Here is a 23613-nt window from a genome sequence, read left to right on the forward strand (position 1 = left end):
ATCAGGCGTTGGCCTCACGGATTTTGTCGGCTGCTTCCTTGTTGTAGCCGACACCGTTTTCGTCAAGCAGCGTATCCAATTCACCCGACAGGGTCATTTCGGTGATGATATCACAGCCACCGACAAACTCGCCTTTGACAAAAAGCTGCGGCACGGTCGGCCAGTCCGAATAGTCCTTGATGCCCTGACGAACTTCCTCGTCGGCCAGAACATTCACATCAGCGTAGTCGACGCCCATGTAGTTCAGCACACCTGCCACACGGGATGAGAAACCGCACTGAGGCATCTCTTTGGTGCCTTTCATATACAGCACCACGTCATTGGCTTTAACGGTTTCGTCGATCTGGGTTTTCACATCGGTCATTTCGCGTTTCCTTTAGAGATCGCGTCTATGGCTGTCGTTTATTCCTTGCCGCCACGCGTTTTCGTCGTTTGTTTTCTTAACTTGACTTAGGTCGGTCGCTTCCATTCCCAACGGAGGCTTTCCATTGGGATCAGGCGGCTTCCAACCGTCCATTGATTTAAGCACTTCCCAAAGGAATTTGATCATTCGGGCACTTTGGTCGTCAGCGCCAGTGCGTGCAGGTCTCCGTCCGGGCCGTCCATCTTGCCTTTCAGGGCCGCGTAAACAGCGCGCTGTTGCTGGACGCGGTTTTTGCCGCGAAAGCTCTCGTCCACGACCATGGCGGACATGTGAACGCCATCGCTGCCGCCAACCTGAATATCCGCGTTGGGAAAGCTCTCGCGCAGCAGGGTTTCAATCTCGTGGGCGCTCATTGGCATGTAGGCTTACTCCTGAAGGTCTTTCCCAAGATGTAGAACTCTGTCGTGCAGCGTGCAAGAACACAAGGCAAGATAGGCTTCTTCAAAAACCGTATTTTCGTCGAATCTTGGAGCTGAGCGGTTTCGCCAAAGGCGTTTCTGATCCGTTCAAGGCGCGAAAAACCCAGCGATAGGCAAGAATTGGCAACCAGCTCATGTTCAACGTCACAAAGGCAACGTCCCGGCCGCTACGTGTTCCAACAATGCGCCCGTTTTTGAGGCGAATGTCTTTGACGAACATGTCTTTGTTATAGTTCGCGGTCTCAAAACCCTGAGCTTGCCGTAACACGTCATCGAAGACCTCATCTTCGGAGAATTGCATCAAATGGAGGCCTTTGGCGTCAGAGTTCGATATGAATTCATGGAACGCCCGCATTTCCGAGAAGGCAAATTCAGGGTGATGTTCGTCAAACTCGCGTTGTTGTTGTTCAAGAAATTCTGCGTCCTTGAACAATGAAATTGTGTGGTCGTTGTATTGGGTAAGGAGGTCGGTTTTCACATACCCGTTGAGGCAGGTTGCGTTGCAATGAGTCGTGTAGTCATACGGCTGCAAAGGGGCCTCGTATTCGTCCAAATTGCGCAGCACCATCGTGTCGCTGTCGAAATGCCAGAACCTGTCATAAGAGTGCGCTTTTGCGAAACCTTCGACGTGATACCAGCGTTCGAAAACGAACTTCAGCCAGTCTTTGCCGCCTCGTATATTGTGCTTTTCCCGGAACGCTTTGCCCTGTACCGGCGAAAATACCTGGTCAAATTCGTCCTGATTTTCCGACCTGAATTCTCGATAGTCAAAATGATCCCATCCCTCATCAAGGGCAGTTTTCCTATTGGTGTCATCCCCCAATAGAACCAGACGCCTGTCGGGGTTGGTCCGTCGCGCGCAACGAAAGGTGAACTTCAGGTACGGAGCATTCCCATAGTGGCAGAATATTAGAGGTGATGTCATTTTAAGCTCTGCTCGAAATCTCGTGCCTGCCTCAGTGCTGACTAAGCGACAACTGCCTCCAATCCGGTTCGATAGGCATGCGCAAGATCCGCAAGCGGTGCTTCACTCGTACCGATCTTCACAGTTTCACCCGTAAAGCGACCGACTGAAGCCAGCGGGACGCCAGCCTGACCGGCTGCGATCATCAGTGCTTCCGCCTGATCAAAGTTGCAGGCAACCAGATAGCGGGCTTGGTCTTCGCCAAACAGAACTTCGGTCGAGGCATCGTCGAGACAGACACCTACACCCGCCGTTTCGGCCAGTTCAAACGCAGCCAACGCCAGGCCGCCGTCGCTGAGGTCGGTACAGGCCTTGATCATCTCGCGGTTGGCGCGGATGAAGTCGCCGTTGCGTTTTTCGGCCTCAAGATCGACGTGGGGCGCATCGCCTTCTTCACGGTTGAAGACCTCGGCCAGAAGGGCGGATTGCCCCAGATGGCCCCTGGTTTCACCGATCACGAGGGCTACGTGACCTTCACGCACCTCGTTGCCGATGATCTCGTCAGTGTTGTTCAGCAGGCCAACGGCGCCAATGGTCGGGGTTGGCAGGATCGCCTGACCGTCGGTCTCGTTGTAGAGCGAGACGTTGCCGGACACGATGGGCACATCCAGCGCGCCAACGGCGGCGCCGATGCCTTGGATGGCGCCGACGAACTGGCCCATGATCTCGGGTTTTTCGGGGTTACCGAAGTTCAGGTTGTCGGTTGTGGCCAGCGGTTTGGCCCCGACAGCGGTCAGGTTGCGATAAGCCTCGGCCACCGCTTGTTTGCCGCCTTCGACCGGGTTGGCGCGGACATAGCGCGGTGTCACGTCCGACGTGAAGGCCAGCACCTTTTCGGTGCCGTGAACACGCACCATACCGGCACCCAGTCCCGGTGTACGGGCGCTGTCAGCCATGACCATGGTGTCATACTGCTCATAAACCCACTGCTTGCCCGCGTAATTGGGCGAAGAGAGCAGGGCGCGAAGACCATCAATCGGGTCGATCTGCGGGACGTCGGCCAGTTCCTCAGCCTCGGGTGTCGCAACCCAAGGGCGGTCATATTCCGGTGCAGTCGAGGAAAGCTTCGACAGAACCAGATCTGCTTTCACCTCACCATTGTGCATGATCAGGAAGCGGTCTTCGGCGATGGTTTCGCCGACGATGGCGAAATCCAGGTCCCATTTTTCGAATACGGCACGGGCTTCGGCCTCAAGCTCGGGCTTCAGAACCATCAGCATGCGTTCCTGAGACTCGGACAGCATCATCTCATAAGCTGTCATGTTCTCTTCGCGCTGCGGGACGTTTTCGAGGTCCAAACGAACGCCCAGACCACCCTTGTCGCCCATCTCAACGGCCGAGCAGGTCAGGCCTGCCGCGCCCATATCCTGGATCGAGATCACGGCCCCGGTTTTCATCAACTCCAGCGTCGCCTCCATCAGGCGCTTTTCGGTGAAGGGGTCGCCGACCTGAACGGTGGGGCGTTTCTCTTCGATCGTGTCGTCGAACTCGGCCGAGGCCATGGTCGCACCGCCCACGCCGTCACGTCCGGTTTTGGCACCGAGGTAAACGACGGGCATGCCGACGCCAGAGGCCGCCGAGTAGAAGATTTTGTCGCTATCAGCCAAACCTGCAGCGAAGGCATTCACAAGACAGTTGCCGTTATAGGCCGGATGGAAACGGACCTCGCCACCGACACAAGGCACGCCAAAGCAGTTGCCGTAACCGCCGATACCTTCGACCACGCCGTTGACCAACTGGCGGGTCTTGTGGTGGCCGGGCTCACCAAAGGACAGAGCGTTCATCGAGGCGATGGGGCGCGCGCCCATGGTGAAGACGTCGCGCAGAATGCCGCCAACACCGGTTGCCGCACCCTGATAGGGTTCGATGTAAGACGGGTGATTGTGGCTTTCCATTTTGAAAACGACAGCTTGGCCATCACCGATATCCACGACGCCCGCATTCTCACCCGGTCCGCAAATGACCTGAGGACCAGATGTCGGCAGGGTGCGCAGCCATTTTTTGGAGGATTTGTACGAACAATGCTCGTTCCACATCGCCGAGAAGATGCCAAGCTCGGTAAAGCTCGGTTCGCGCCCGATGATCCCCAGGATCATGTCGTATTCATCGGGTTTCAACCCGTGGGCGGCAATCAGATCAGATGTGATGGCTGGCTCTTGCATCCTGTTTCGGTCCCCGAGATGGCAGTGTTTGGCGCCTTTTAGGGGAAGGGGCCGCTGGGGGGAAGAGAAAAGGCACTTTCTGCGTATTGTCCTGTTGCAAACCGGACGAATGGACAAATCGTGCGGATCGGGCAGAGCTTGAATTAGGGTGTCGGCACGCGACCAAGACAGCCGCGTGCCGGATTGAGTTTACTTCTGTTGGTCCTGTTGGTCCTGTTGTTGCGCCTGCTGTGCCACTGCACCTGCGGCGGCCCCAACGGCTGCCTTCTGGTCGTCATTCAGGTTTTCAGTATCATCCAGACCGGGGATGGCGACACGCACTTCGCGGCGGGCAAAGTCGATGCCGTTCTCCTTGAAGGAGGCTTTGACCCGGTTGAATATCTCTTTGCGCAGGGTGAACTGCTTGCCGGGTTTGGCCATGAATTTGCCCCGGATGATCATGCCGACATCGTCAAAGTCGAACACGCCCTGAGATTTGAACGGCTGCAAGAAGCCATCCTTGTGGATCTCGTCCTCCATCATCTCGGCGCCGATTTTCTTGAAGATCTTCTTGACCTTGTTGGGGTCGGTGTCGAAGGGCACGGTGAATTTCAGCTTCATGATGACCCAGTCACGGCTGTAATTGGTCAACTTCTGAATCTCACCATAGGGGATGGTGTGGACCGGACCGCGATGGTGGCGCAGCTGCATGGAGCGGATCGAGATCTTTTCCACCGTGCCGGTGGTGCCGCCCACATCGACATATTCACCCACGCGGAAGGCGTCATCGATCAAGAAGAAGATTCCACCGACAATGTCGGAGACCAGCTTTTGCGCGCCGAAACCGATGGCCAGACCCAGGATACCGGCACCTGCCAGAAGCGGCGTGATGTCGAGCCCCAAGGCACCTAAAGCCAACAGGACGAAGATCACTGCTATCGTGACCTGAGCCGTCACGCGCAGCAGCGGCAGAACTGTTGCCAAACGTGAACCACCTGCACCGCCGCCTTCGCCGGCCTCTTCATCCGGACTTTGCGCTGCCGTCATCTCTTTCGCCAGACGGCGGTTGATCCAGAGCGAGACGACCTCATTCAGGATATAGCCCACGGCGATGATGATGAAGAACTGGATCAGCTTGCTGCCCGAATCCGCGTCTCCGCCAGCGATTTCCTGAAGGTCGAGGTCCCAGGCACGGGCAATCATCAGGATCACCAGAATACCGGCCAGAACCCGTCCGATGCGGATATAGCTGCGCTTGGTCGACTTGTAGGCGCGTTCGGCGATGGTGCCTTCGCCCTGCATCGGCGGTTGCAGATGGCGTACAAGCCCTCGGATCAGTGTGTCGAGCGCCGGGGCGATCAACAGCCAGAACATGGTGATGAAATGCGCGCCCTGAGACAGAAGTGCCAGCGACACGGGGTTGCGCTGTGCGACCAGAAACTCAACCAGAAGCCAGGTCGCGGCCGAGACCGCAATGGCGAAATAGGGGTAGTATTTTGCCACTTCCTCGTCGAACTTGGTGTGGTCCGGGTCGGTCCCAAGCATCATCTGCGACAGACCTTCGCGCGCATTCCAAGCGATCAGGCCGATATAGATGTGGATGCCTGCGTTCAGCCAGAAGCCAATGCGCGTATCTTCTGCCGTGATGCCGTTCAGATTGTTGAAGCGCAGCAGGAACAGTGTAAAGCCGACCAAGGTCAACAGGCCGATCAGGTTTCGGTGCAGGTACTTGGCCCAATGATCGTCAATATTGACCAGGCGGTAGTGCGGCTTGTTCGGCGCCAACACAAAACGCGAGACGGCGGCACCGAGCCGCGGTATCCAGATCAAATAGAACACAAAGGGCGCCGCATAGGTGATTTGCTCAGTCGTGAGCAATCCACGACCAATTGCGCGGATAACCACGTAAAACACCACAAGCCCGGCGAGCTCCCGGCAGAAGCGACCAAAAAGATAGCGGACCGCTCCTCTGAGATCGCCCTCGGCTTCGGCCTCGGTCTCGACGTGCCAGCGGCGCGTCAGAAGTTCGAACAGTTTTTCCGCGACAAAGCCCACGACCAAAACGCTGGCCACCAGCCCCAGCAGAACCAATGCGCCGGATGACGTGAAAGTGGCCACGAAATTCTTGAAAGCGGTTGCCTGAGCGCTGAAAAGATTGGGCACGGTCGTTATGACTTGCGTCCACGATGTGACCATCTCGGTCCAGATTTCATTCAGTTCGGTAATCGGATCTTCGCGGTCCGCTGCTGCTGCTGCGTTTTTCTCGGCCACCGCGTCCAGACGCTCTAGCAGGATCGAGCGGACCTGATCGTCGGACATACGAGCGACTAGACCGTCCACCTGCTCGGGCGTCAGGTCTTCGGGGATGTTAACGGTGGCAGGTGCGCTGGACGTCGACGTACCCGCAATCTGGGCATGCAAAGGGGTGACCAGCAGCAATAATGAAAAAATCGCCGCCAGAAGACGGAGGGGGCTTATCATGGTTCTGTCCTCGAACACAAAATTTTGAACGTTTTGTTCGGATCATAGGCAGGTATGGGGAATTTTCCCAGAAATTTCATCACTCTGGCCGGGGAGTTTGAGGAAAACTAACAAATGAATCTGGGAGAAGCCAAAAAAAAGGCCGAGCACTAAGCTCGGCCATAGTCCAACAGGGAGGTATGAAGATGATGAGCGTTTCAGCATCACCGCCTTCGAGTGCTCATTTAGGGGTCGGTTTGTGAACGTTCAAGAAGTTTTAGTCAGATCGTTCGACATTGCCGCTATGACCCGAGTGCATAGCTAAAGTTTGCCCATCATTTTCAATTGTTTACGTTGTGCGATGATCTCGTCTTGAACGAAGTCCCGGAAGGCTCCGACCCGCTTGGAATGGCGCAATTCCTCGGGGTAGGCAAGGTATACGGGAACGTCGGCATGTTCGATCTCGGACAGGATCGGCACGAGGTGTGGAAAATCCTGCGTCACATAGTTGGGCAGGACGCCAATTCCCAGGTTGTGAAGCACGCTCTGAAGCACGCCAAAATAGTTATTCACTGTCAGCAGGGAACCCGGATTGAAGGTCATCAGGTGGCGCACCATCGCCGCACTTGCTCCGACCTGCGGGGCCGAAGGGGTCTGGCAGATCAGGCGATGTTCCTTGATCTCGTCCAGTGATGTCAGCATCCCGCCATGCGATTCCAGATATTCCTGCGTGGCATAGAGCTTCATTTGAACGGTCATCAGGCGTTTGCGGATCAGATCGGCCTGACTGGGTTCTTTCATTCGGATGGCAACGTCGGCCTCACGCATTGGAAGGTCGAGAACACGCTCTTCCAGCATCAGGTCGATGTTCAGATCGGGGTATTGCTCGTATAGTTTGGGCAGGCGCGGGGCCAGCCACAAGGTGCCAAAGCCGAATGTGGTCGTCACGCGCAGGACGCCGAACACTTCCTCTTCGCTGTCGCGGATGCGCGCGGCGGCGGCGTCCAGACGTTTGGACATGGCCGAGGTCGCATCAAACAGCAACTCACCCTGTTCGGTCAGAATCAGACCGCGGGCGTGGCGGTGGAACAGGGTCGCGTCGAGCGATTCTTCCAGCGCGCGGATCTGACGGCTCACGGCGGATTGAGATAAATTGAGCTTATCCCCCGCATGGGTCAGGCTGCCCGCATCGGCCACTGCGTGAAATATTCTAAGCTTGTCCCAATCCATCGCCGCAACTTTCGTTATCCTCGTGCAGCCCTATATGAAATAGGTAACAAGTTCCACAATCAAACCATGAAATCCTTGAGTTTCAGGGGACAAAGTCTATACAGGTCAATAATTATGACCTAAAATGCGTGAAAATAAAGCACACTGATCTGACGAGGGGAGACGTCTGATGAGTCAGCCACACATAACGCTGAACGACCGGTTCGATCTTGAGAAATCACCCGTTCTGTTGAACGGGACGCAGGCGCTGGTGCGTTTGATGTTGATGCAAAAGGCTCGTGATCAACAGGCCGGTTTGAACACTGCCGGGCTGGTGACGGGATATCGCGGCTCACCTCTGGGTGCAGTGGACCAGCAGATGATGCGCGCCCAGCGCTATCTGGCTGAAAGCGATGTGACCTTTCAATACGGATTGAACGAGGATCTGGCCGCCACCGCGCTTTGGGGCAGCCAGCAGGCGGGGCTGCGCGGCGATGGCCGGTATGACGGCGTGTTTGGTCTTTGGTACGGAAAAGGGCCGGGGGTTGATCGGTCTGGCGATGTGATGCGCCACGCCAATATGGCGGGTACCGCGCAACATGGCGGTGTGCTGATGGCGATGGGCGATGACCACACCGGCGAAAGTTCGACCGTGTTGCACCAATCAGAATGGTCTTTGGTCGATATGTATATGCCCGTGGTCAGCCCCGCAGGCGTGCAGGAGATTTTGGACTACGGCATTTACGGATTTGCGCTTAGCCGGTTTGCAGGTGTCTGGGTTGGTCTGAAAACGATGAAAGACACGATCGAGGTGACATCGGTCGTGGATGGCAGCCCGGACCGGATGGGCGTCGTGATCCCCGAATTCGACATGCCCGAGGGTGGGTTAAACATCCGCCTTGGCGATACGCCCCATCTGCAAGAGGCGCGCGTGATCGACTACAAGCGTTTCGCGGCCGAGACGTTTTCGCATGCCAACAAGCTGGACAAACGTGTCTGGGGCAAGCCGGGTGCCAAGATCGGCTTCGTTGCGGCAGGCAAGAACTGGCTGGACCTGACCCATGCGCTGTCTTTGTTGAACATTGATGAGGCTGAGGCCGAACGGCTGGGCATCACAACTTACAAGATCGGACAGACCTTCCCGCTGGATATGGCCGGGTTCCATGATTGGGCCGAAGGTCTGGATCTGATTGTAATCGTAGAAGAAAAGCGCAAGCTGATCGAGGTGCAGGTCAAAGAGGCGATCTTTGACGATCGCCGGGGCCGCCGCGTTTATGGCTGGTACAAGGGCGGCGCAGGTACGCTGCATCGTGAGGAATTGTTCCCCACACGCGGCGCATTGGACCCGATCATGATTGCCGAAAAGCTGGGTGACATCCTGATCGAAGAGGGGCGCGATACGGATGGTGTCCGCGCAGGCCTCGTCAAACTGTCCGAGGCGCGGCGTGCTGACAACGCGCAGGAAATCGCGACGCGTTTGCCGTATTTCTGCTCGGGCTGTCCGCATAACAGCTCAACCAAAGTGCCCGAGGGCAGCCGCGCCTATGCGGGTATCGGCTGCCACTACATGGTGCAGTGGATGGACCGTGAGACGACCGGCTTCACCCAGATGGGCGGCGAGGGCGCGAACTGGATCGGTGAGGCTCCGTTCTCGACTACCAACCACGTGTTCCAGAACCTGGGCGACGGGACGTATAACCACTCGGGCGTGCAGGCGATCCGGGCGGCGCTGTCGGCGGGTACAAACATGACCTTCAAGATCCTGTTCAATGACGCGGTTGCCATGACTGGCGGGCAGGGGAACGAAGGCGATCTGACGGCTGAACGGATCGTGGCCGAAGTGAAGGCCATGGGCGTGCAGCATGTGGCTCTGGTCTATGATGAAAAGGAAGACGTTAACCTTGGGGCTCTGCCTTCGGGTGTAGAGAGCTTTGAACGCGCTGAGTTGATGAAGGTGCAGGATCGCTTCCGCGAGATCGAGGGCGTCTCGGTCATCGTCTATGTCCAGACCTGCGCGGCCGAAAAACGCCGTCGCCGCAAGCGTGGTGAGTTTCCGGACCCGGACAAGCGTGTCTTCATCAATACCGATATTTGCGAAGGCTGCGGTGATTGCGGGGTGCAGTCGAATTGCGTCTCGATCGTGCCGAAGGAAACCGAACTGGGCCGCAAACGCGCGATTGATCAATCCAGCTGCAACAAGGATTTCTCGTGCCTGAATGGGTTCTGTCCGTCCTTTGTCACTCTGGAAGGGGCAAAAATCCGCAAGGAGGCGACGAAACAGCTTGATCTGCCCGATCTGCCGATGCCCGATCTGCCACAGATCAAAGGCACGCATAATGTAGTCATCACCGGGGTCGGTGGCACAGGTGTTGTGACCCTCGGGGCGATTTTGGCGCAGGCGGCACAGATCGACGGCAAGGGAGCGGGTATGATGGAGATGGCCGGCCTCGCCCAAAAGGGTGGCGCGGTTCACATCCATTGCCGTCTGGCGAACAAGCCCGAAGATATCAGCGCCATTCGTGTCGCAACCGGCGAGGCGCATGCCCTGATCGGCGGTGACCTTGTGGTCTCGGCCGGGGCCAAAACACTGGGCCTGACACGGGCCGGACAGACCGGTGCGGTGGTCAACAACCACAGCACGGTCACTGGCGATTTCACCCGCGATACCGAATTCCGCATTCCGGGCGACCAGTTAGAGCTGGCACTGCAGGCGCGGCTGAAAAACGGGGTGAGCCTGTTCGATGCGACCGATTTGGCCAAGATCGTGATGGGCGATTCGATCTATTCTAACATGATGGTCTTTGGCGCGGCGTGGCAGCGCGGTACTCTGCCTGTCAGTCTTGAGGCGATCATGACTGCGATAGAGCTGAACGGAACCGCCGTTGAACGCAACAAGCGGGCTTTTGACGTGGGTCGCTGGGCTGTTCTGCACCCGGAGGAGGCGCAGGCGATGCTGGCCCCTTCCGTCTCGGAATTGCCGAAGACCCTGGATCAAATGATAGACTTCCGGGCGCAGCACCTGACGGACTACCAGTCGACCCGACTGGCGAAACGCTACCGCAAGCTGGTGGACGGTATTGCAGATGAAGCGCTGCGCGAGGCTGTGGCGAAAGGCTACCACAAGCTGTTGTCCTACAAGGATGAATACGAGGTCGCGCGCCTGTTGCTGACCAGCCGGGAAAAGGCTGCTGCCGAGTTCGACGGCGATTTCAACATGACCTTCCATCTGGCTCCGCCGATTTTTGGCGGAGCAGGCGGCAATGGCAGACCGCGAAAGCGCGCCTTTGGGGAATGGATGCTTGGGCCTCTCAAGCTGTTGGCCAGGTTGAAGAGTTTGCGCGGCACGCCTTTGGACGTTTTCGGTTACTCGGCCGAGCGGCGGATGGAACGCGCGCTGATCAAACAGTATGAGCGGGACATGAAAGAGGTACTGCCTCTGGCAACGGAAGATACGCAGGAGGCGATTGTTGCACTGGCCCGTTTGCCGCTCGACATACGTGGGTTTGGCCCCGTTTTGATGCAAAACGAAGCCAAAGCTGCCAAACGGCGCGAGGAGCTGCTGGCGACGATCCGCAGCGGCGGACCCGAGATGCGCGCTGCGGCGGAATGAGGTGTCACAAACCTGTCACCTTCGCTAGGCAAAATCTCGGATTAACGTATAATGCAGGCAGATAGTTCGGAGTCCTCAGATGCCCTCGCGCCGTCATGTCGTTCGAGACATTTCTTATTCCCATTCCGCCGAAACCAAGGGCGGTCGGATGGTCATCAAGCTGATGGAAAATACGACAGGCCGCATGCGCCTGATCAAGCGTGCGGACGGGTATGAACAAGACGTTGCCAAGGGGCGCGATTTTTGGGGTGTCATGGTCGAACGCTACGGTCTGACGCTGGATGTTGTGGGCGGGGCGCTGTCGAATATCCCGAAGGATGGCCCTCTGATCCTGATTGCCAATCACCCTTACGGCATTCTGGACGGTTTGATGATGGGGCATATCCTGTCTGAAACACGTGGCGATTTCCGGATTCTGGCCCATCGCGTGTTCCGCAAGGCGGAAGATCTGAACCGCATCATTCTGCCAATCTCATTTGATGAGACGAAAGAGGCGATGAAGCTGAACCTTGAAACCCGCAAGACTGCCTTGAATTATCTCGGCGAAGGCGGAGCGATCGGGATTTTTCCGGGTGGAACCGTCAGCACGGCCCTTACGCCATTCGACCACCCAATGGACCCCGGTTGGCGGGGCTTTACCGCTCGTATGGTTGCCAAATCGAACGCCACCGTGGTGCCGGTTTTCTTTGACGGCCACACCTCTCGTCTGTTCCAGATCGCCAGTCATTTGCACAACACCTTGCGGATGGGGTTGCTGATCAAGGAGTTCAAGAAACGCGTCGATACACCTGTGAGAGTTGTGATCGGTGAGCCGATTGGCCGTGATGTTCTGGACCCACTCAGCAAGGATACGCGCAAGATGATGGATTTCCTGCGCAAAGCCACGTATGAGCTGTCTCCGACACCGCTGAAGTCTTATGACTACGGCTATGAATTTGAGGAACGGCATCGCGCCTGAAGGGGCTAATGGCAGTAGGTATCTTTGATTCCGGTTTGGGCGGTTTGACCGTTCTGAACGCAGCGCAGCAACGGCTGCCCGACGTGGATTTCCTGTACTATGCGGACAGTGCGCATGCGCCTTATGGCGTGCGCGATGCCGAAGATATCTATCAGCTGACCCGCAAGGCAGTTAACGACCTGTGGGATCGCGGCTGCAATCTGGTGATTCTGGCCTGCAACACTGCCAGCGCAGCAGCCCTGCGCCGGATGCAGGAAGAGGGCGTGCCTGAAGGTAAGCGGGTTCTGGGCGTCTTTGTCCCTCTGATCGAGGCGCTGACCGAGCGGCAATGGGGCGACAACTCTCCTCCGCGCGAAGTGGCCGTCAAGCATGTGGCCTTGTTTGCAACGCCCGCTACTGTCTCCAGCCGCGCCTTCCAGCGGGAACTGGCGTTTCGCGCGATTGGTGTGGATGTCGAGGCGCAGGCCTGCGGCGGCGTGGTAGATGCCATTGAAGACGGTGATTTGATTCTGGCCGAAGCTCTGGTGCGCAGCCATGTGGATGCGTTGAAGCGCAAGATGCCTGAACCTCAGGCGGCCATTCTGGGCTGCACGCACTACCCGTTGATGGCAGAGACGTTTCAGGCTGCTCTGGGCGCGGATGTTCAGGTGTTCAGCCAGGGTGATCTGGTGGCCGAAAGCCTGGCCGATTATCTGCAACGCCACCCGACCATGCTCGGTGAGGGGGAAGGCGGCTATCTGACCACCGGCAAGCCCGGTTTTGTCAGCGATCGGGCGACGCAATTCCTCCGACGACAAATCTCGTTTGAGGCGGCCTGATTTAGGTCAAGGACGCCTCCCTTCCGATTTTCTAAATCCAAGACCGTCACAGTGGCGGTCATGATATGTGACACATGCAAAGAAGAGGTCTGATATGACCCATAAAATCGCAATTCTGGGCGCCTCGGGCTATACTGGCGCTGAACTGGTGCGGCTGATCGCCGAACACCCGAACATGGAGATCGTGGCGCTGGCGGCGGAACGCAAGGCGGGCCTGTCGATGGCGCAGGTCTTCCCGCATCTGCGCCATATGAACCTGCCGGATCTGTGCAAAATTTCTGAAATCGACTTTTCCCAGATCGACCTGTGTTTCTGCGCGTTGCCGCATAAAACCAGTCAGGAAGTGATCCGCGACCTGCCGAAGAACCTGAAAATCATCGACCTTTCCGCTGACTTCCGTTTGCAGGACGCGGATGAATACGAAAAATGGTACGGCAACCCGCATAGCGCGTTGGAGCAGCAGGAAGAGGCGGTCTATGGCCTGACCGAGTTCTATCGTGACGACATCCGGACTGCACGGCTTGTGGCCGGTACGGGCTGTAACGCGGCGACCGGTCAATATGTGCTGCGGCCGCTGATTTCAGCCGGTGTCATTGATCTGGATGACATCATCCTCGACCTGAAATGCGCCGTGTCGGGCGCTGGCCGGTCGTTGAAAGAAAACCTGCTGCATGCGGAACTGAGCGAAGGTGCCAATGCCTATGCCATCGGTGGTACGCATCGCCATCTGGGTGAGTTCGATCAGGAGTTCTCGAAACTCGCCGGGCGCACGGTGCATATCCAATTCACGCCGCATCTGATCCCGGCGAACCGGGGTATTCTGGCAACCTCCTACGTGAAGGGCGACCCGCAGAGCGTCTATGAAACGTTGGCAAAAGCCTATGCAGATGAGCCGTTCATCGAGGTGCTGCCGATGGGGGAGGCACCCTCGACCCACCATGTGCGGGGATCGAACTTCTGCCATATCGGCGTTGTTGCGGACCGGATAGAACGGCGCGCGATTGTCGTCGCGGCGCTAGATAACCTGACAAAAGGTAGCAGCGGGCAAGCCTTGCAGAACGCCAACCTGATGTTAGGTGAGGATGAAACCCGAGGGCTGATGATGGCCCCCTTGTTCCCGTGAGGACGGTATGAAAACGCTCAAGAAACGTCGTCGAGTTCAGATTATTCTGGTGGCTGTTGTTGCCTTGGTCGTGTCGACGGCGTTGATTGGGTTTGCGATGCGTGATGGCATCAACTTCTTCCGCTCGCCCAGCCAGGTGATCGCCGAGCCGCCCGCACCGACCGAGGTGTTTCGGATTGGTGGTCTGGTCGAAGAGGGTTCGATCGTCCGGGGGCAGGGTGAGACGGTGCGCTTTGTGGTCACTGATGGCGGAGAAAGTGTTCCGGTGGCTTTTACTGGGGTTCTGCCGGATCTGTTCTCGGAGAATGAGGGTATGGTCGGGACAGGTCGCTACGTCAACGGTGTATTCGAAGCGACTGAAATCCTTGCTAAACATGATGAAACCTATATGCCGAAAGAGGTCATGGACGCGTTGAAGGAACAGGGTGTTTACAAGAACCCTGGCGAAAGCTGAACGCAGCTGCGCTGCGTGCCTCCGGCGGAGGTATTTTTGAACAGAAGAAGCAGGGGCGTTGCGTGCGTATGGCAGGCGGCGCTCTGTTTCGTTTGGAGGTGTTAAGAATTTTGCAGGATCGTTCCCTCGACTGATGAAGGCGGGGTGCGTGATGCAGACGGTTCGACAGATTGCCGAAGAGATTGTGCGTCGGGAAGGCGGGTTTGTGGATGATCCGGATGATCCGGGAGGAGCCACTAATTTCGGCGTCACCATTCACACGATGCGGCGTTTGGGATTGGACTTGACACGGGACGGGGTGGTTGATGCCGCCGATGTGCGGGCGCTTGGCCGGGGGCAGGCGGTCGATATCTTTGTGCAGCATTATTTTGAGAAACCCGGGATTGCCGCTTTGCCTGAGGCGCTGCAGGCCAGTGTTTTCGACATGCACGTAAATGCAGGTGCGCAGGCCGTGCGTATTTTGCAATCGCTGTTGGGGAAGATGGGGTTTGGTGTTGAGGTGGACGGGGTCATCGGCCCTCAGACCTTACGCGCCAGTCAGGATGCCGCACGCCCGAGCCCGGTTCAGTTGCGAGACGCTTATGGGGTGGCGCGGCGGAACTACTACTTTCGGCTCGCGGATCGGCGACCCGCTTCGCGAAAATATGCGCGAACGCGTGCGGGTGGGAAAGGCGGCTGGATCAGGCGGGCGGAAGAGTTCCTGTCTGATCGCTATCACCTGAGCGATGAGGCGTTTCAGAGGAGGGTTGCGGGATGGGATTGATCTCGGGCGTTTTGGGTTTCTTGTTCGGTGGAGGGCGCAACGTGGTGCGCGAAACCGCAGAGGTCTTTCGGGAGAACGCAGATGCCGGTGCCCAGCGCCGGATGGTGGCGCAAACTCAGGCTATGACCCAGTTCGGGGCCGAGTTTCAAAGGCCCGCCAAAGGCATGTTCGACCGGTTCATGGACGGATTGAACCGCCTTCCGCGTCCGGCTTTGGCGCTGGGAACGTTGGGCTTGTTTGCGGCTGCCATGATCGATCCGATCTGGTTTTCAGCGCGGATGCAGGGGGTTGCACTGGTACCCGAGCCTTTGTGGTGGTTGCTGGGCGTGATTGTCTCGTTCTATTTCGGAGCGCGGCATCAGGCGAAATCGCAGGATTTGCAACGCGAGATCTCAGCCGTGATGGCGCGTACTCCGACCGTTCTGGCCAATCTGGATGCGCTAGGAAATATGCGCAGTGACCGACCGGGTGTGGCAGATACGGGGCCGGATGCGCGTTTGTCGCGTGAGGTTCTGGTGACCGATGCGAACCCGGCGTTGGAAGATTGGCGACGCGAACGGGGCTGAGTTGCGACACTATGTGCCCCGAAATCAAACGAAAGTGGTTGGCGATTGCCGCGCCCCCGACGTATATCCTGCCCTATGGTTACAGAGCTAGGTCACTTCGCGCTAATCCTCGCCTTTTTCGTCGCTATCGTGCAAAGCGTGGTGCCCCTGATCGGGGCGTCGAAACGCTGGGCCGGATGGATGGCTTTTGCGGAACCGGCGGCAATCTCACAATTCCTGCTGACGGCGTTTTCCTTCGGAGCGCTGGTCTGGGCGTTCACCACCTCTGATTTCTCACTGAGGATCGTGGTTGAGAACAGCCATTCGGCGAAACCGATGCTCTATAAGGTTAGTGGAACCTGGGGGAACCACGAAGGCTCGATGCTGTTGTGGGTGCTGATCGTGACCCTGTTCGGCGCGATGGCCGCGTTTTTTGGCGCTGGCCTACCGCCCACGCTGAAAGCGCGCGTGTTGGCTGTGCAGTCGGCGGTGGCCGTGGCGTTTTTTGCCTTTATTCTTTTTACTTCGAACCCGTTTGATCGGCTGGCTATTGCCCCGTTCGATGGCCAAGACCTGAACCCGCTGCTGCAGGATCCGGGCTTGGCGTTTCACCCGCCGTTTCTATACCTTGGTTATGTGGGCCTGAGCATGGCGTTCAGCTTTGCCGTGGCCGCGTTGATCGAGGGGCGCATTGATGCCGCCTGGGGCCGGTGGGTGCGGCCGTGGACGCTTGCCGCCTGGGTGTTTCTGACCATCGGGATCGCGCTGGGGTCGTGGTGGGCCTATTATGAGCTGGGCTGGGGCGGCTTCTGGTTCTGGGATCCGGTCGAGAATGCCTCGTTCATGCCGTGGCTGCTGGCGGCGGCGCTATTGCACTCGGCCATCGTGGTGGAGAAGCGCGAGGCTTTGAAGAGCTGGACAATCCTGCTGGCGATCATTGCCTTTGGGTTCTCGCTGATCGGGACATTCATTGTGCGATCGGGGCTTCTGACCTCGGTCCATGCCTTTGCGACAGATCCAGAGCGGGGCGTGTTTATTCTGTTGATCCTTGTGTTCTTTATCGGCGGCGCGCTGACCCTGTTTGCGGCGCGGGCGCAGGCGATGGAGGCGAAGGGCGTCTTTGGTATGGTCAGCCGGGAAAGCGCGCTGATCGTGAACAACGTGCTTTTGGCCGTCAGCTGTTTCGTGGTGTTCGTGGGCACCATGTGGCCGATGGTGGCCGAGATGATGTTTGACCGGAAACTCTCGGTCGGGCCACCGTTCTTTAACGCGGCCTTCACGCCGTTCATGGTGTTATTGGGGCTGGTCCTGCCGGTTGGCGCGATGTTGCCGTGGAAGCGCGGCAAACTGGGCAAGACAGCGTGGTCGTTGCGCTATGCGTTTGTGCTGGCCGTCGCCCTTGGCGTGCTGGTCTGGGCGATGCAGACAGGGCGCAGTGCTTTGGGCCCCGTGGGTCTGTTTCTGGGCGCATGGATCACCTTTGGTGCCGTTCTTGATTTATGGAGCCGGACAGGGCGAAACGGCAGCCTGAAACGCCTGTTCCGGCTGCCGGGGGCCGATTGGGGCAAGGCGGTTGCCCACACGGGTCTGGGTGTGACCATCTTCGCCATCGCCGGTCTGACCGCGTGGGAGGTTGAGGATATCCGCGTCGCCCAGCCGGGTCAGCCCTTCGAGGTCGGCCAATTCACCCTCACACTTGAGGATGTCAATCGCGTGCAAGGGCCGAATTACTTTTCGACCATGGCGGATGTGAAGGTGGAGACCAACGGCCGCAAGATCGGTACGCTGCATCCCGAAAAACGCGACTATCCGGTTGCGCGTATGCCCACCACCGAGGCCGCGATTGACTACCGGGTCATGCGCGATCTCTATGTGGTGATCGGGGACCAGCAGGCGGATGGGGGCTGGGTCTTGCGGACCTATATCAAACCCTTTGCCAACTGGATCTGGGCCGGATGCCTCATGATGGCGTTGGGCGGCGTCCTCAGCCTCTGCGATCGTCGGTTCCGAGTGGCCGCTGGTGCACGCAAAGCGCCTTCGGCCGGAGTACCCGCAGAATGAAACGTCTGATCCTGATCCTCATGCTGTTGGCGGCACCGGGTTTTGCGGTGCAACCCGACGAAGTGCTTGACGATCCGTTGCTGGAACAACGGGCCCGCGACCTCAGCACCGGGTTGCGCTGTCTGGTCTGCCGAAACGAGAGCATCGATGAAAGCAACGCCGATCTGGCGCGCGACCTGCGCTTGCTGGTACGCGAAAGGCTGGTGGCCGGGGATACGGATGAAGAGGCGATTGCCTTCATCGTTGACCGTTATGGTGAATATGTGCTGCTGAAGCCGACGGTTACGGGCTCGAACCTGATGCTGTGGCTGGCCGGGCCGATCATGTTGCTTATTGCCGTCGGTGTCGGTTTGGTCTTTCTGCGCAACCGGGCCAAGGCGCAAGAGCAGGGTGACAGCGACGGGCTGAGCGACTCTGAAAAAGAGCGCCTGCGCCAAATTCTGGAAGACTGACGCGTGGTTCCGCTTTTCCTCGGCCTGTGAATGCGGCAGTGTCCGCGCACGCATAGGCGCGAGGGAGAGCTTTAATGGACTATGAAACGATCCTGCTGGACATCACGGACGGGCTGGCGGTTTTGACTTTGAACCGCCCCGACAAGATGAACGCGCTGACCACGCAGATGCGGGCCGAGATCACGCATGCGATGAAGCATGCGGCCCGAAATGCGCGGTGCATCGTGTTGACCGGGGCCGGGCCTGCCTTTTGTTCCGGGCAGGATCTTGGTGATGCGTCCTCAACCGGTAAGATCGATCTGGAACGCTCGTTGCGCGATGAATACGAGCCGATGCTCGAGACCATCCATGACAGCCCGGTTCCCACGATTGCTGCGGTCAACGGACCGGCAGCCGGGGCAGGGGCCAATCTTGCGCTCTGTGCCGATGTGGTGATCGCAACCGACAGCGCCTATTTCCTTCAGGCTTTTTCGCGTATCGGCTTGCTGCCGGATGCTGGTGGCACATGGTTCATGCCGCGTCAGATGGGGCTGGCCAAAGCCATGGGGGCCGCGTTGTTTGCTGACAAGATCACCGCGCGTCAGGCGGATGACTGGGGGCTGATCTGGGAAGCGGTCGCCGATGATGCGTTTGATGCCCAATGGCGCAGCCGGGCCGCGCATCTGGCCCAAGGTCCGACGGCGGCCTATGGCGCGATCAAACAGGCGCTCCGGGGTACTTATGAAAAGACCTTGCCGCAGCAATTGGCGACCGAGGCGCATCTGCAAGGCGAATGTGGACGCTCACGCGACTTTTCCGAAGGCGTCGTGGCCTTCATGCAAAAGCGCCCCCCGAAATTCGAGGGGCGCTAACTCAGGCGCGGCGACGGCGTCTGGTGCGTCGCTCGGGCGCGGCCTCGTCGCCGGTGCCGTCCGAGGCGGATGAGAACGGCCCAAGCGCATCTGTGATCTGATCCAGCGTCGGGCGCGCGCCACGTTCCGTGCTGTCCAGTGCGGCGCGCATTTTCTCAAGATGCGCGGGCATGGTGCCACAGCAGCCACCGATGATCTTTGCACCTGCATTGCGGGCCATCACGGCATAGTCAGCCATCAGCTCGGGCGTGCCGTCATAGTGGATGTGGCCGTCGACATATTTCGGGATCCCTGCATTGCCTTTCGAGATCAAAGGCCGCTCGGTCCCTTGGGCGGTGAACCCAAGTACGGTGCGCAGGATGTCCGACGCTCCGGTGCCGCAATTCGCGCCAAACGCAATCGGAGGGTTGGGCAGCGTTTCCACCAGAAGGGCCAGATCAGCCGAGGTGACACCCATCATGGTGCGCCCGGCAGTGTCAAAGCTCATGGTGCCGCACCAGGGCATATCGGCCAGCGCGAAAGCCTCGGCTGCGGCGCGGAATTCCTCGGGGGCGCTGATCGTCTCGACCCAAAGAACATCGACGCCGCCCTCTTTGAGGGCCTCGGCCTGTTCATGAAACATCTCTACCGCCTCGGAATGCGACAGGCTTCCGACCGGCTCCATGATCTCACCGGTGGGACCGACCGAACCAGCAACCACGATGGTGCGTCCGGATTTGTCCGCAACTTCGCGCCCCAGTTCAGCGCCGATGCGGTTCAGTTCACCCACGCGGTTTTGCGCGTCATGCAGCTTGAGCCGGGCCGAGGTGCCGCCGAACGTGTTGGTCAGGAACAGATCGCTGCCCGCATTGACCGAACCCTGATACAACGCGCGGATCTTGTCCGGCGCATCCACATTCCACAGCTCAGGCGCGTCACCCGATTGCAGCCCCATGTTGAACAGATTGGTTCCGGTCGCTCCATCGGCCAGAATGGCATCCTTGGTCTCTAGAAGCTGGGTCAGCGCGTTTGTCATGGGCGTGGTCCGAGTAATTGGCGCAATGCGCCTTTATGAATATGAGACGCCCCGTGTCTCATGACCGGGGCGTCAAATCAAATTCATAATACTCATGAAGATCATGAGGTGGCCGCTGGTTTAGTCGGCCTCGCTCATGACCTGAGCTTTGGCTTCGGGCAGAAGCTCGGCCATTTTGGCGCGGATTTCATCATCCGAGGACAGACCGCCCAGATCGGCCGAGACCTTGCGCACGACATCTTCGTGGCCTGCCTCTTCCATGTCAGCGACTACGACGGTTTTGGCATAATCATCAGCGTCAGAGCCGGTTTTCCCCAGCTTTTCTGCCGCCCACAGACCCAGCAATTTGTTGCAGCGGGCCTGTGCCCTGAACTGCATTTCTTCGTCATGGGCAAACTTGGCTTCAAAGGCGTTTTCGCGTTCGTCGAACGTGGTCATTTTATTGGGACCTCATAGCGTGGACATTCCCGAACTAGATAGGAAACGAAAACCGGAATGTATAGCGAAAATGGCCCTTGCGCGACCAAATGCGCTGTGCAACCAAGGGTTGTTGCTAGGATTTTGTTACCAATTTTGATCAGTGGAGGTTTGATGGCACGGTTTTCCGATCTCAGGGCTGCTATGAAGCATGAGCCAGCGTTTGACGCGACTATTCCCCGGGCCTTGCTGACGCCTGCCGTGATCGCAATCACCGCAGATGGCGAGATTGATGAGGCGGAGGTTCTGCAACTCAGAAATCTGATCGTGTTCAACCCGACCTTCCACGGCATGTCCGAGCAGGACCTGGACGCGCTGACCAATTCCATTGTGGACGATCTGATGATGGAAGGACGCGAGGCCGTTCTCAAGACATGCGTCAAGACGCTGCCTGGTGCACTATATCAAACGGCTTTCAGCTTTGCCGTTTTCGTTGTCATGGCCGACGGGGTGCTGGCGAACCGCGAGGAAACTGTTCTGGCCGAAATCGCGGGGGCGATGAAGCTGCGTCCGCAAGCCGTTGAGCGCATCTGCCACGTGATCCGCACGATGCAATACACCGCAGAGATTTGAAGGCCCCGTTATGAGCAAGACCAAAACCCCAAGCAAGCCGGAAGGGTTTGCCGCATATATCCTGCTGTCCGAACCGCTTCAGTTCTCGACGACCGAGATCGAAGAAGCGTTGCTGGAGGACTATCCCGATCTGGACCTGCGCGCCGAAACCGCCTTGAGCATGCCGCAGAACTGCGACACGGCTGATTTCATAACGGCCCCCATCCTGTTTGGTGCCGGTGGCGCTGACGCAGGCATTGCAAGCCTGATACGGTTGCCGGGTTACGGGACATGGGATCCGGTGCAATTGACACCGTCGCAGCGCTTGCCCTTCATCGACGTGGACTTGGTATTACCGTCTAACGCCTCGTATATCTGCGTATCGGTGGGCGGAAAGGACGAGGATGAAACCTCGCAATTCCGGGCGGCGCGGCTGTGTTCCTGCCTGACGGCCCTTTTCGCCAAACTGCCCATCGCGCTGGCTGTCTATTGGGAATCAGCGGATCATTTCCTGCGCCCCGAGGATGCCGTCGCTATGGCAGACAGGGCCCTGAAGGATGAATATCCGATCGAGCAATGGGTTGGCATGCGGCTTGTCCGGCCCGAAGACACCCCGGATGGGCCGGTCATCGGGGTCACGAAGGGCCTCAACAGGTTCAAAGGGGTCGAGCTGGCCTATGCAAAGGCGCCGGTTGATCTGAACACGGTTGCCGCAACGCTGATGACCACTTCGGCCATGCTGACCGGTTATGGCCACAGATTCTCCGACGGAGATACAATAGGGTCCGAGGACCAGTCGCCCGAGGATGCTATCAGAATTCGCTTTGCCCCCAAGGCCAAGCTTGGGGCCGCTGACGACTATTGGCTTATGGTGCCGCCAGAAAGTTCGGTCGATCATGTGAAATTGCTCGGTAAGATCAAACGTCGGGCGGGGCCGAAGAATGAGAAGGTTCAGGTCAGATCGCGTCTGAACTTTTTCAGATGGATCATGCGGGGCAGCAAAGCGTCGTGATAACTTGCGGGTTGGGGCGGGCTGCTCTATGAGGGCCGCAGCCGCGCGATCTGCGCGTATTGCCGATATGGAAGGGGCCCCGATGGCGCGTCGCAAGAAAATCTACGAAGGCAAAGCCAAGATTCTGTATGAAGGCCCCGAGCCGGGCACAATCGTGCAGTACTTCAAGGATGACGCCACCGCGTTCAATGCGGAAAAGAAAGATGTGATCGACGGCAAAGGTGTTCTGAACAACCGCCTGTCCGAGTTCTTCATGAACGGCCTGACCCAGATCGGTGTTCCAAACCACTTCATCCGCCGCCTGAACATGCGCGAGCAGTTGGTGCGGAATTGCGAGATCGTCCCATTGGAAGTGATCGTGCGCAACTATGCCGCCGGTACGATGTCCAAACGTCTGGGCATTGCCGAAGGCACGCAGCTGCCGCGTCCGATCGTCGAGTACTGCTATAAGGACGACTCTCTGGGTGATCCGCTGGTCACCGAGGAACATATCGCGGCCTTTGGCTGGGCCAGCCAGCAGGACATGGATGATATCCTCAGCCTCGCGCTGCGCGTGAATGACTTCATGAGCGGCGTCATGCTGGCGGTCGGCATTCGCCTGGTTGATTTCAAGATCGAGATCGGTCGCGTGTTCGACGGTGACTATCAGCGTCTGATCGTCGCTGATGAGATCAGCCCCGACAGCTGCCGCCTGTGGGATATCGAGACCGGCCAGAAGCTGGACAAGGATGTGTTCCGCCGTGATCTGGGCAATCTGGCCGACGCTTATTCCGAGGTCGCGCGCCGCTTGGGTGTTTTGCCGCAAAGCAACGTGACCAAACCGACGCTGATCAACTGATCCCGATTTTTGTCTGACAGCAATGCAAAGCGCCGCCTGACTCCGGGCGGCGTTTTCGTATCGGGGGCAGGGCAAGCAGCCCGGCCCGAAACACCCACGCGGCCCGTTTTGGGACACGCCCTTTCATACCTTTGCAATCTTCGCCGCAAACAGGGTTGTCCCAAGTGCGCAACCGCGCTATCCCCCGCGCAACGAAATGGGCTTGCGATCATGGCCCTCAGGTGGAGTTGCGAAGATGAAGGCACGGGTGCATGTGATGCTCAAGAACGGGGTGCTGGACCCTCAGGGTGAGGCGGTCCGCCACGCATTGGGTGCCATGGGCTTTAATCAGGTCGAAGGTGTACGTCAGGGCAAGGTCATTGATCTGGAACTGGCCGAAGGCGCAACCGAGGCCGACGTGACCGAGATGTGCGAAAAGCTGTTGGCCAACACCGTCATCGAACGCTACGAGATCGAACTGGTCTGAG

22 protein-coding genes are annotated in these 23613 nt (G+C 58.2%); 14 read left to right on the forward strand and 8 right to left on the reverse strand.

Annotated elements, in window-relative coordinates; genetic code table 11:
• Position 1: 1 nt before the first annotated feature.
• The 6 genes from grxD to AC2FD8_RS10265 form a co-directional block, all read right to left on the reverse strand.
• Positions 2 to 364 (reverse strand): Grx4 family monothiol glutaredoxin, encoded by a 363-nt coding sequence (gene grxD, locus AC2FD8_RS10240; RefSeq protein ID WP_496855807.1) that lies wholly within the window; start codon positions 362 to 364, stop codon positions 2 to 4.
• A 182-nt stretch (positions 365 to 546) separates the two neighbouring features.
• A complete protein-coding gene (locus AC2FD8_RS10245) occupies positions 547 to 783 on the reverse strand; it encodes a BolA/IbaG family iron-sulfur metabolism protein (protein ID WP_496855808.1) in 237 nt (78 codons plus the stop codon).
• 82 nt (positions 784 to 865) lie between these two features.
• On the reverse strand, positions 866 to 1666 hold the full coding sequence (locus AC2FD8_RS10250) for a hypothetical protein (RefSeq protein ID WP_496855809.1): 801 nt from the start codon (positions 1664 to 1666) through the stop codon (positions 866 to 868).
• 143 nt (positions 1667 to 1809) lie between these two features.
• Positions 1810 to 3969, reverse strand: coding sequence for a phosphoribosylformylglycinamidine synthase subunit PurL (purL, locus tag AC2FD8_RS10255; RefSeq protein ID WP_496855810.1), 2160 nt, complete (start codon positions 3967 to 3969; stop codon positions 1810 to 1812).
• A 189-nt stretch (positions 3970 to 4158) separates the two neighbouring features.
• Positions 4159 to 6429, reverse strand: coding sequence for a mechanosensitive ion channel family protein (locus AC2FD8_RS10260; protein WP_496855811.1), 2271 nt, complete (start codon positions 6427 to 6429; stop codon positions 4159 to 4161).
• Between the two features lie 300 nt (positions 6430 to 6729).
• Positions 6730 to 7638 carry a LysR family transcriptional regulator gene (locus tag AC2FD8_RS10265; protein ID WP_496855812.1) on the reverse strand — a complete coding sequence of 303 codons (909 nt, stop codon included), beginning with the start codon at positions 7636 to 7638 and terminating at the stop codon, positions 6730 to 6732.
• A gap of 169 nt (positions 7639 to 7807) precedes the next feature.
• On the opposite strand from AC2FD8_RS10265, the gene AC2FD8_RS10270 reads away from it, so the two are divergent.
• From AC2FD8_RS10270 to AC2FD8_RS10315, 10 genes are all read left to right on the forward strand, one after another.
• Positions 7808 to 11227: an indolepyruvate ferredoxin oxidoreductase family protein gene (locus tag AC2FD8_RS10270; RefSeq protein ID WP_496855813.1), complete on the forward strand. Its 3420-nt coding sequence runs from the start codon at positions 7808 to 7810 to the stop codon at positions 11225 to 11227.
• Positions 11228 to 11306: 79 nt separating this feature from the next.
• The gene (locus AC2FD8_RS10275) at positions 11307 to 12185 is read left to right on the forward strand and encodes a lysophospholipid acyltransferase family protein (protein ID WP_496855814.1); all 879 of its coding nucleotides are present in this window, start codon (positions 11307 to 11309) and stop codon (positions 12183 to 12185) included.
• A gap of 8 nt (positions 12186 to 12193) precedes the next feature.
• Positions 12194 to 13003: a glutamate racemase gene (locus AC2FD8_RS10280; RefSeq protein WP_496855815.1), complete on the forward strand. Its 810-nt coding sequence runs from the start codon at positions 12194 to 12196 to the stop codon at positions 13001 to 13003.
• A gap of 94 nt (positions 13004 to 13097) precedes the next feature.
• The gene (argC, locus tag AC2FD8_RS10285; RefSeq protein ID WP_496855816.1) at positions 13098 to 14126 is read left to right on the forward strand and encodes an N-acetyl-gamma-glutamyl-phosphate reductase; all 1029 of its coding nucleotides are present in this window, start codon (positions 13098 to 13100) and stop codon (positions 14124 to 14126) included.
• A 7-nt stretch (positions 14127 to 14133) separates the two neighbouring features.
• The gene (ccmE, locus tag AC2FD8_RS10290) at positions 14134 to 14580 is read left to right on the forward strand and encodes a cytochrome c maturation protein CcmE (protein WP_496855817.1); all 447 of its coding nucleotides are present in this window, start codon (positions 14134 to 14136) and stop codon (positions 14578 to 14580) included.
• A gap of 151 nt (positions 14581 to 14731) precedes the next feature.
• Entirely contained in the window at positions 14732 to 15343 is a 612-nt protein-coding gene (locus tag AC2FD8_RS10295; protein WP_496855818.1) for a holin-associated N-acetylmuramidase, read from the forward strand.
• The gene (locus AC2FD8_RS10300) at positions 15334 to 15909 is read left to right on the forward strand and encodes a holin family protein (protein ID WP_496855819.1); all 576 of its coding nucleotides are present in this window, start codon (positions 15334 to 15336) and stop codon (positions 15907 to 15909) included. Before AC2FD8_RS10295 ends, AC2FD8_RS10300 begins: the two co-directional genes overlap by 10 nt.
• A 75-nt stretch (positions 15910 to 15984) precedes the next feature.
• The gene (locus AC2FD8_RS10305; RefSeq protein ID WP_496855820.1) at positions 15985 to 17949 is read left to right on the forward strand and encodes a heme lyase CcmF/NrfE family subunit; all 1965 of its coding nucleotides are present in this window, start codon (positions 15985 to 15987) and stop codon (positions 17947 to 17949) included.
• Positions 17946 to 18401 (forward strand): cytochrome c-type biogenesis protein, encoded by a 456-nt coding sequence (locus tag AC2FD8_RS10310; RefSeq protein ID WP_496855821.1) that lies wholly within the window; start codon positions 17946 to 17948, stop codon positions 18399 to 18401. The genes AC2FD8_RS10305 and AC2FD8_RS10310 overlap by 4 nt, the downstream gene beginning before the upstream one ends.
• A 74-nt stretch (positions 18402 to 18475) precedes the next feature.
• The gene (locus tag AC2FD8_RS10315) at positions 18476 to 19252 is read left to right on the forward strand and encodes an enoyl-CoA hydratase-related protein (protein ID WP_496855822.1); all 777 of its coding nucleotides are present in this window, start codon (positions 18476 to 18478) and stop codon (positions 19250 to 19252) included.
• A 1-nt stretch (position 19253) separates the two neighbouring features.
• Here the strand turns inward: AC2FD8_RS10315 and bmt are convergent, their stop codons facing one another.
• On the reverse strand, positions 19254 to 20267 hold the full coding sequence (gene bmt, locus AC2FD8_RS10320; RefSeq protein WP_496855823.1) for a betaine--homocysteine S-methyltransferase: 1014 nt from the start codon (positions 20265 to 20267) through the stop codon (positions 19254 to 19256).
• Positions 20268 to 20387: 120 nt separating this feature from the next.
• Positions 20388 to 20705: a DUF1476 domain-containing protein gene (locus AC2FD8_RS10325; protein ID WP_496855824.1), complete on the reverse strand. Its 318-nt coding sequence runs from the start codon at positions 20703 to 20705 to the stop codon at positions 20388 to 20390.
• 153 nt (positions 20706 to 20858) lie between these two features.
• Here AC2FD8_RS10325 and AC2FD8_RS10330 point away from each other — a divergent pair, with 153 nt between their 5' ends.
• The 4 genes from AC2FD8_RS10330 (at position 20859) to purS (ending at position 23612) form a co-directional block, all read left to right on the forward strand.
• Positions 20859 to 21317: a tellurite resistance TerB family protein gene (locus AC2FD8_RS10330; protein ID WP_496855825.1), complete on the forward strand. Its 459-nt coding sequence runs from the start codon at positions 20859 to 20861 to the stop codon at positions 21315 to 21317.
• A gap of 10 nt (positions 21318 to 21327) precedes the next feature.
• Entirely contained in the window at positions 21328 to 22308 is a 981-nt protein-coding gene (locus AC2FD8_RS10335) for a hypothetical protein (protein WP_496855826.1), read from the forward strand.
• Between the two features lie 82 nt (positions 22309 to 22390).
• Positions 22391 to 23146, forward strand: a complete 756-nt coding sequence (gene purC, locus AC2FD8_RS10340; protein WP_496856200.1) for a phosphoribosylaminoimidazolesuccinocarboxamide synthase — start codon at positions 22391 to 22393, stop codon at positions 23144 to 23146.
• Between the two features lie 235 nt (positions 23147 to 23381).
• The gene (gene purS / locus AC2FD8_RS10345) at positions 23382 to 23612 is read left to right on the forward strand and encodes a phosphoribosylformylglycinamidine synthase subunit PurS (RefSeq protein WP_496855828.1); all 231 of its coding nucleotides are present in this window, start codon (positions 23382 to 23384) and stop codon (positions 23610 to 23612) included.
• Position 23613: the final 1 nt, after the last annotated feature.

This window comes from Ruegeria sp. YTSC192 (assembly GCF_059609705.1).

Coding starts and splice junctions, on each gene's coding strand:
- grxD (WP_496855807.1), bottom strand. CDS start 364: ATGACCGATGTGAAAACCCAGATCGACGAAACCGTTAAAGCCAATGAC.
- AC2FD8_RS10245 (WP_496855808.1), bottom strand. CDS start 783: ATGCCAATGAGCGCCCACGAGATTGAAACCCTGCTGCGCGAGAGCTTT.
- purL (WP_496855810.1), bottom strand. CDS start 3,969: ATGCAAGAGCCAGCCATCACATCTGATCTGATTGCCGCCCACGGGTTG.
- AC2FD8_RS10260 (WP_496855811.1), bottom strand. CDS start 6,429: ATGATAAGCCCCCTCCGTCTTCTGGCGGCGATTTTTTCATTATTGCTG.
- AC2FD8_RS10265 (WP_496855812.1), bottom strand. CDS start 7,638: ATGGATTGGGACAAGCTTAGAATATTTCACGCAGTGGCCGATGCGGGC.
- AC2FD8_RS10270 (WP_496855813.1), top strand. CDS start 7,808: ATGAGTCAGCCACACATAACGCTGAACGACCGGTTCGATCTTGAGAAA.
- AC2FD8_RS10275 (WP_496855814.1), top strand. CDS start 11,307: ATGCCCTCGCGCCGTCATGTCGTTCGAGACATTTCTTATTCCCATTCC.
- AC2FD8_RS10280 (WP_496855815.1), top strand. CDS start 12,194: ATGGCAGTAGGTATCTTTGATTCCGGTTTGGGCGGTTTGACCGTTCTG.
- argC (WP_496855816.1), top strand. CDS start 13,098: ATGACCCATAAAATCGCAATTCTGGGCGCCTCGGGCTATACTGGCGCT.
- ccmE (WP_496855817.1), top strand. CDS start 14,134: ATGAAAACGCTCAAGAAACGTCGTCGAGTTCAGATTATTCTGGTGGCT.
- AC2FD8_RS10295 (WP_496855818.1), top strand. CDS start 14,732: ATGCAGACGGTTCGACAGATTGCCGAAGAGATTGTGCGTCGGGAAGGC.
- AC2FD8_RS10300 (WP_496855819.1), top strand. CDS start 15,334: ATGGGATTGATCTCGGGCGTTTTGGGTTTCTTGTTCGGTGGAGGGCGC.
- AC2FD8_RS10305 (WP_496855820.1), top strand. CDS start 15,985: ATGGTTACAGAGCTAGGTCACTTCGCGCTAATCCTCGCCTTTTTCGTC.
- AC2FD8_RS10310 (WP_496855821.1), top strand. CDS start 17,946: ATGAAACGTCTGATCCTGATCCTCATGCTGTTGGCGGCACCGGGTTTT.
- AC2FD8_RS10315 (WP_496855822.1), top strand. CDS start 18,476: ATGGACTATGAAACGATCCTGCTGGACATCACGGACGGGCTGGCGGTT.
- bmt (WP_496855823.1), bottom strand. CDS start 20,267: ATGACAAACGCGCTGACCCAGCTTCTAGAGACCAAGGATGCCATTCTG.
- AC2FD8_RS10325 (WP_496855824.1), bottom strand. CDS start 20,705: ATGACCACGTTCGACGAACGCGAAAACGCCTTTGAAGCCAAGTTTGCC.
- AC2FD8_RS10330 (WP_496855825.1), top strand. CDS start 20,859: ATGGCACGGTTTTCCGATCTCAGGGCTGCTATGAAGCATGAGCCAGCG.
- AC2FD8_RS10335 (WP_496855826.1), top strand. CDS start 21,328: ATGAGCAAGACCAAAACCCCAAGCAAGCCGGAAGGGTTTGCCGCATAT.
- purC (WP_496856200.1), top strand. CDS start 22,391: ATGGCGCGTCGCAAGAAAATCTACGAAGGCAAAGCCAAGATTCTGTAT.
- purS (WP_496855828.1), top strand. CDS start 23,382: ATGAAGGCACGGGTGCATGTGATGCTCAAGAACGGGGTGCTGGACCCT.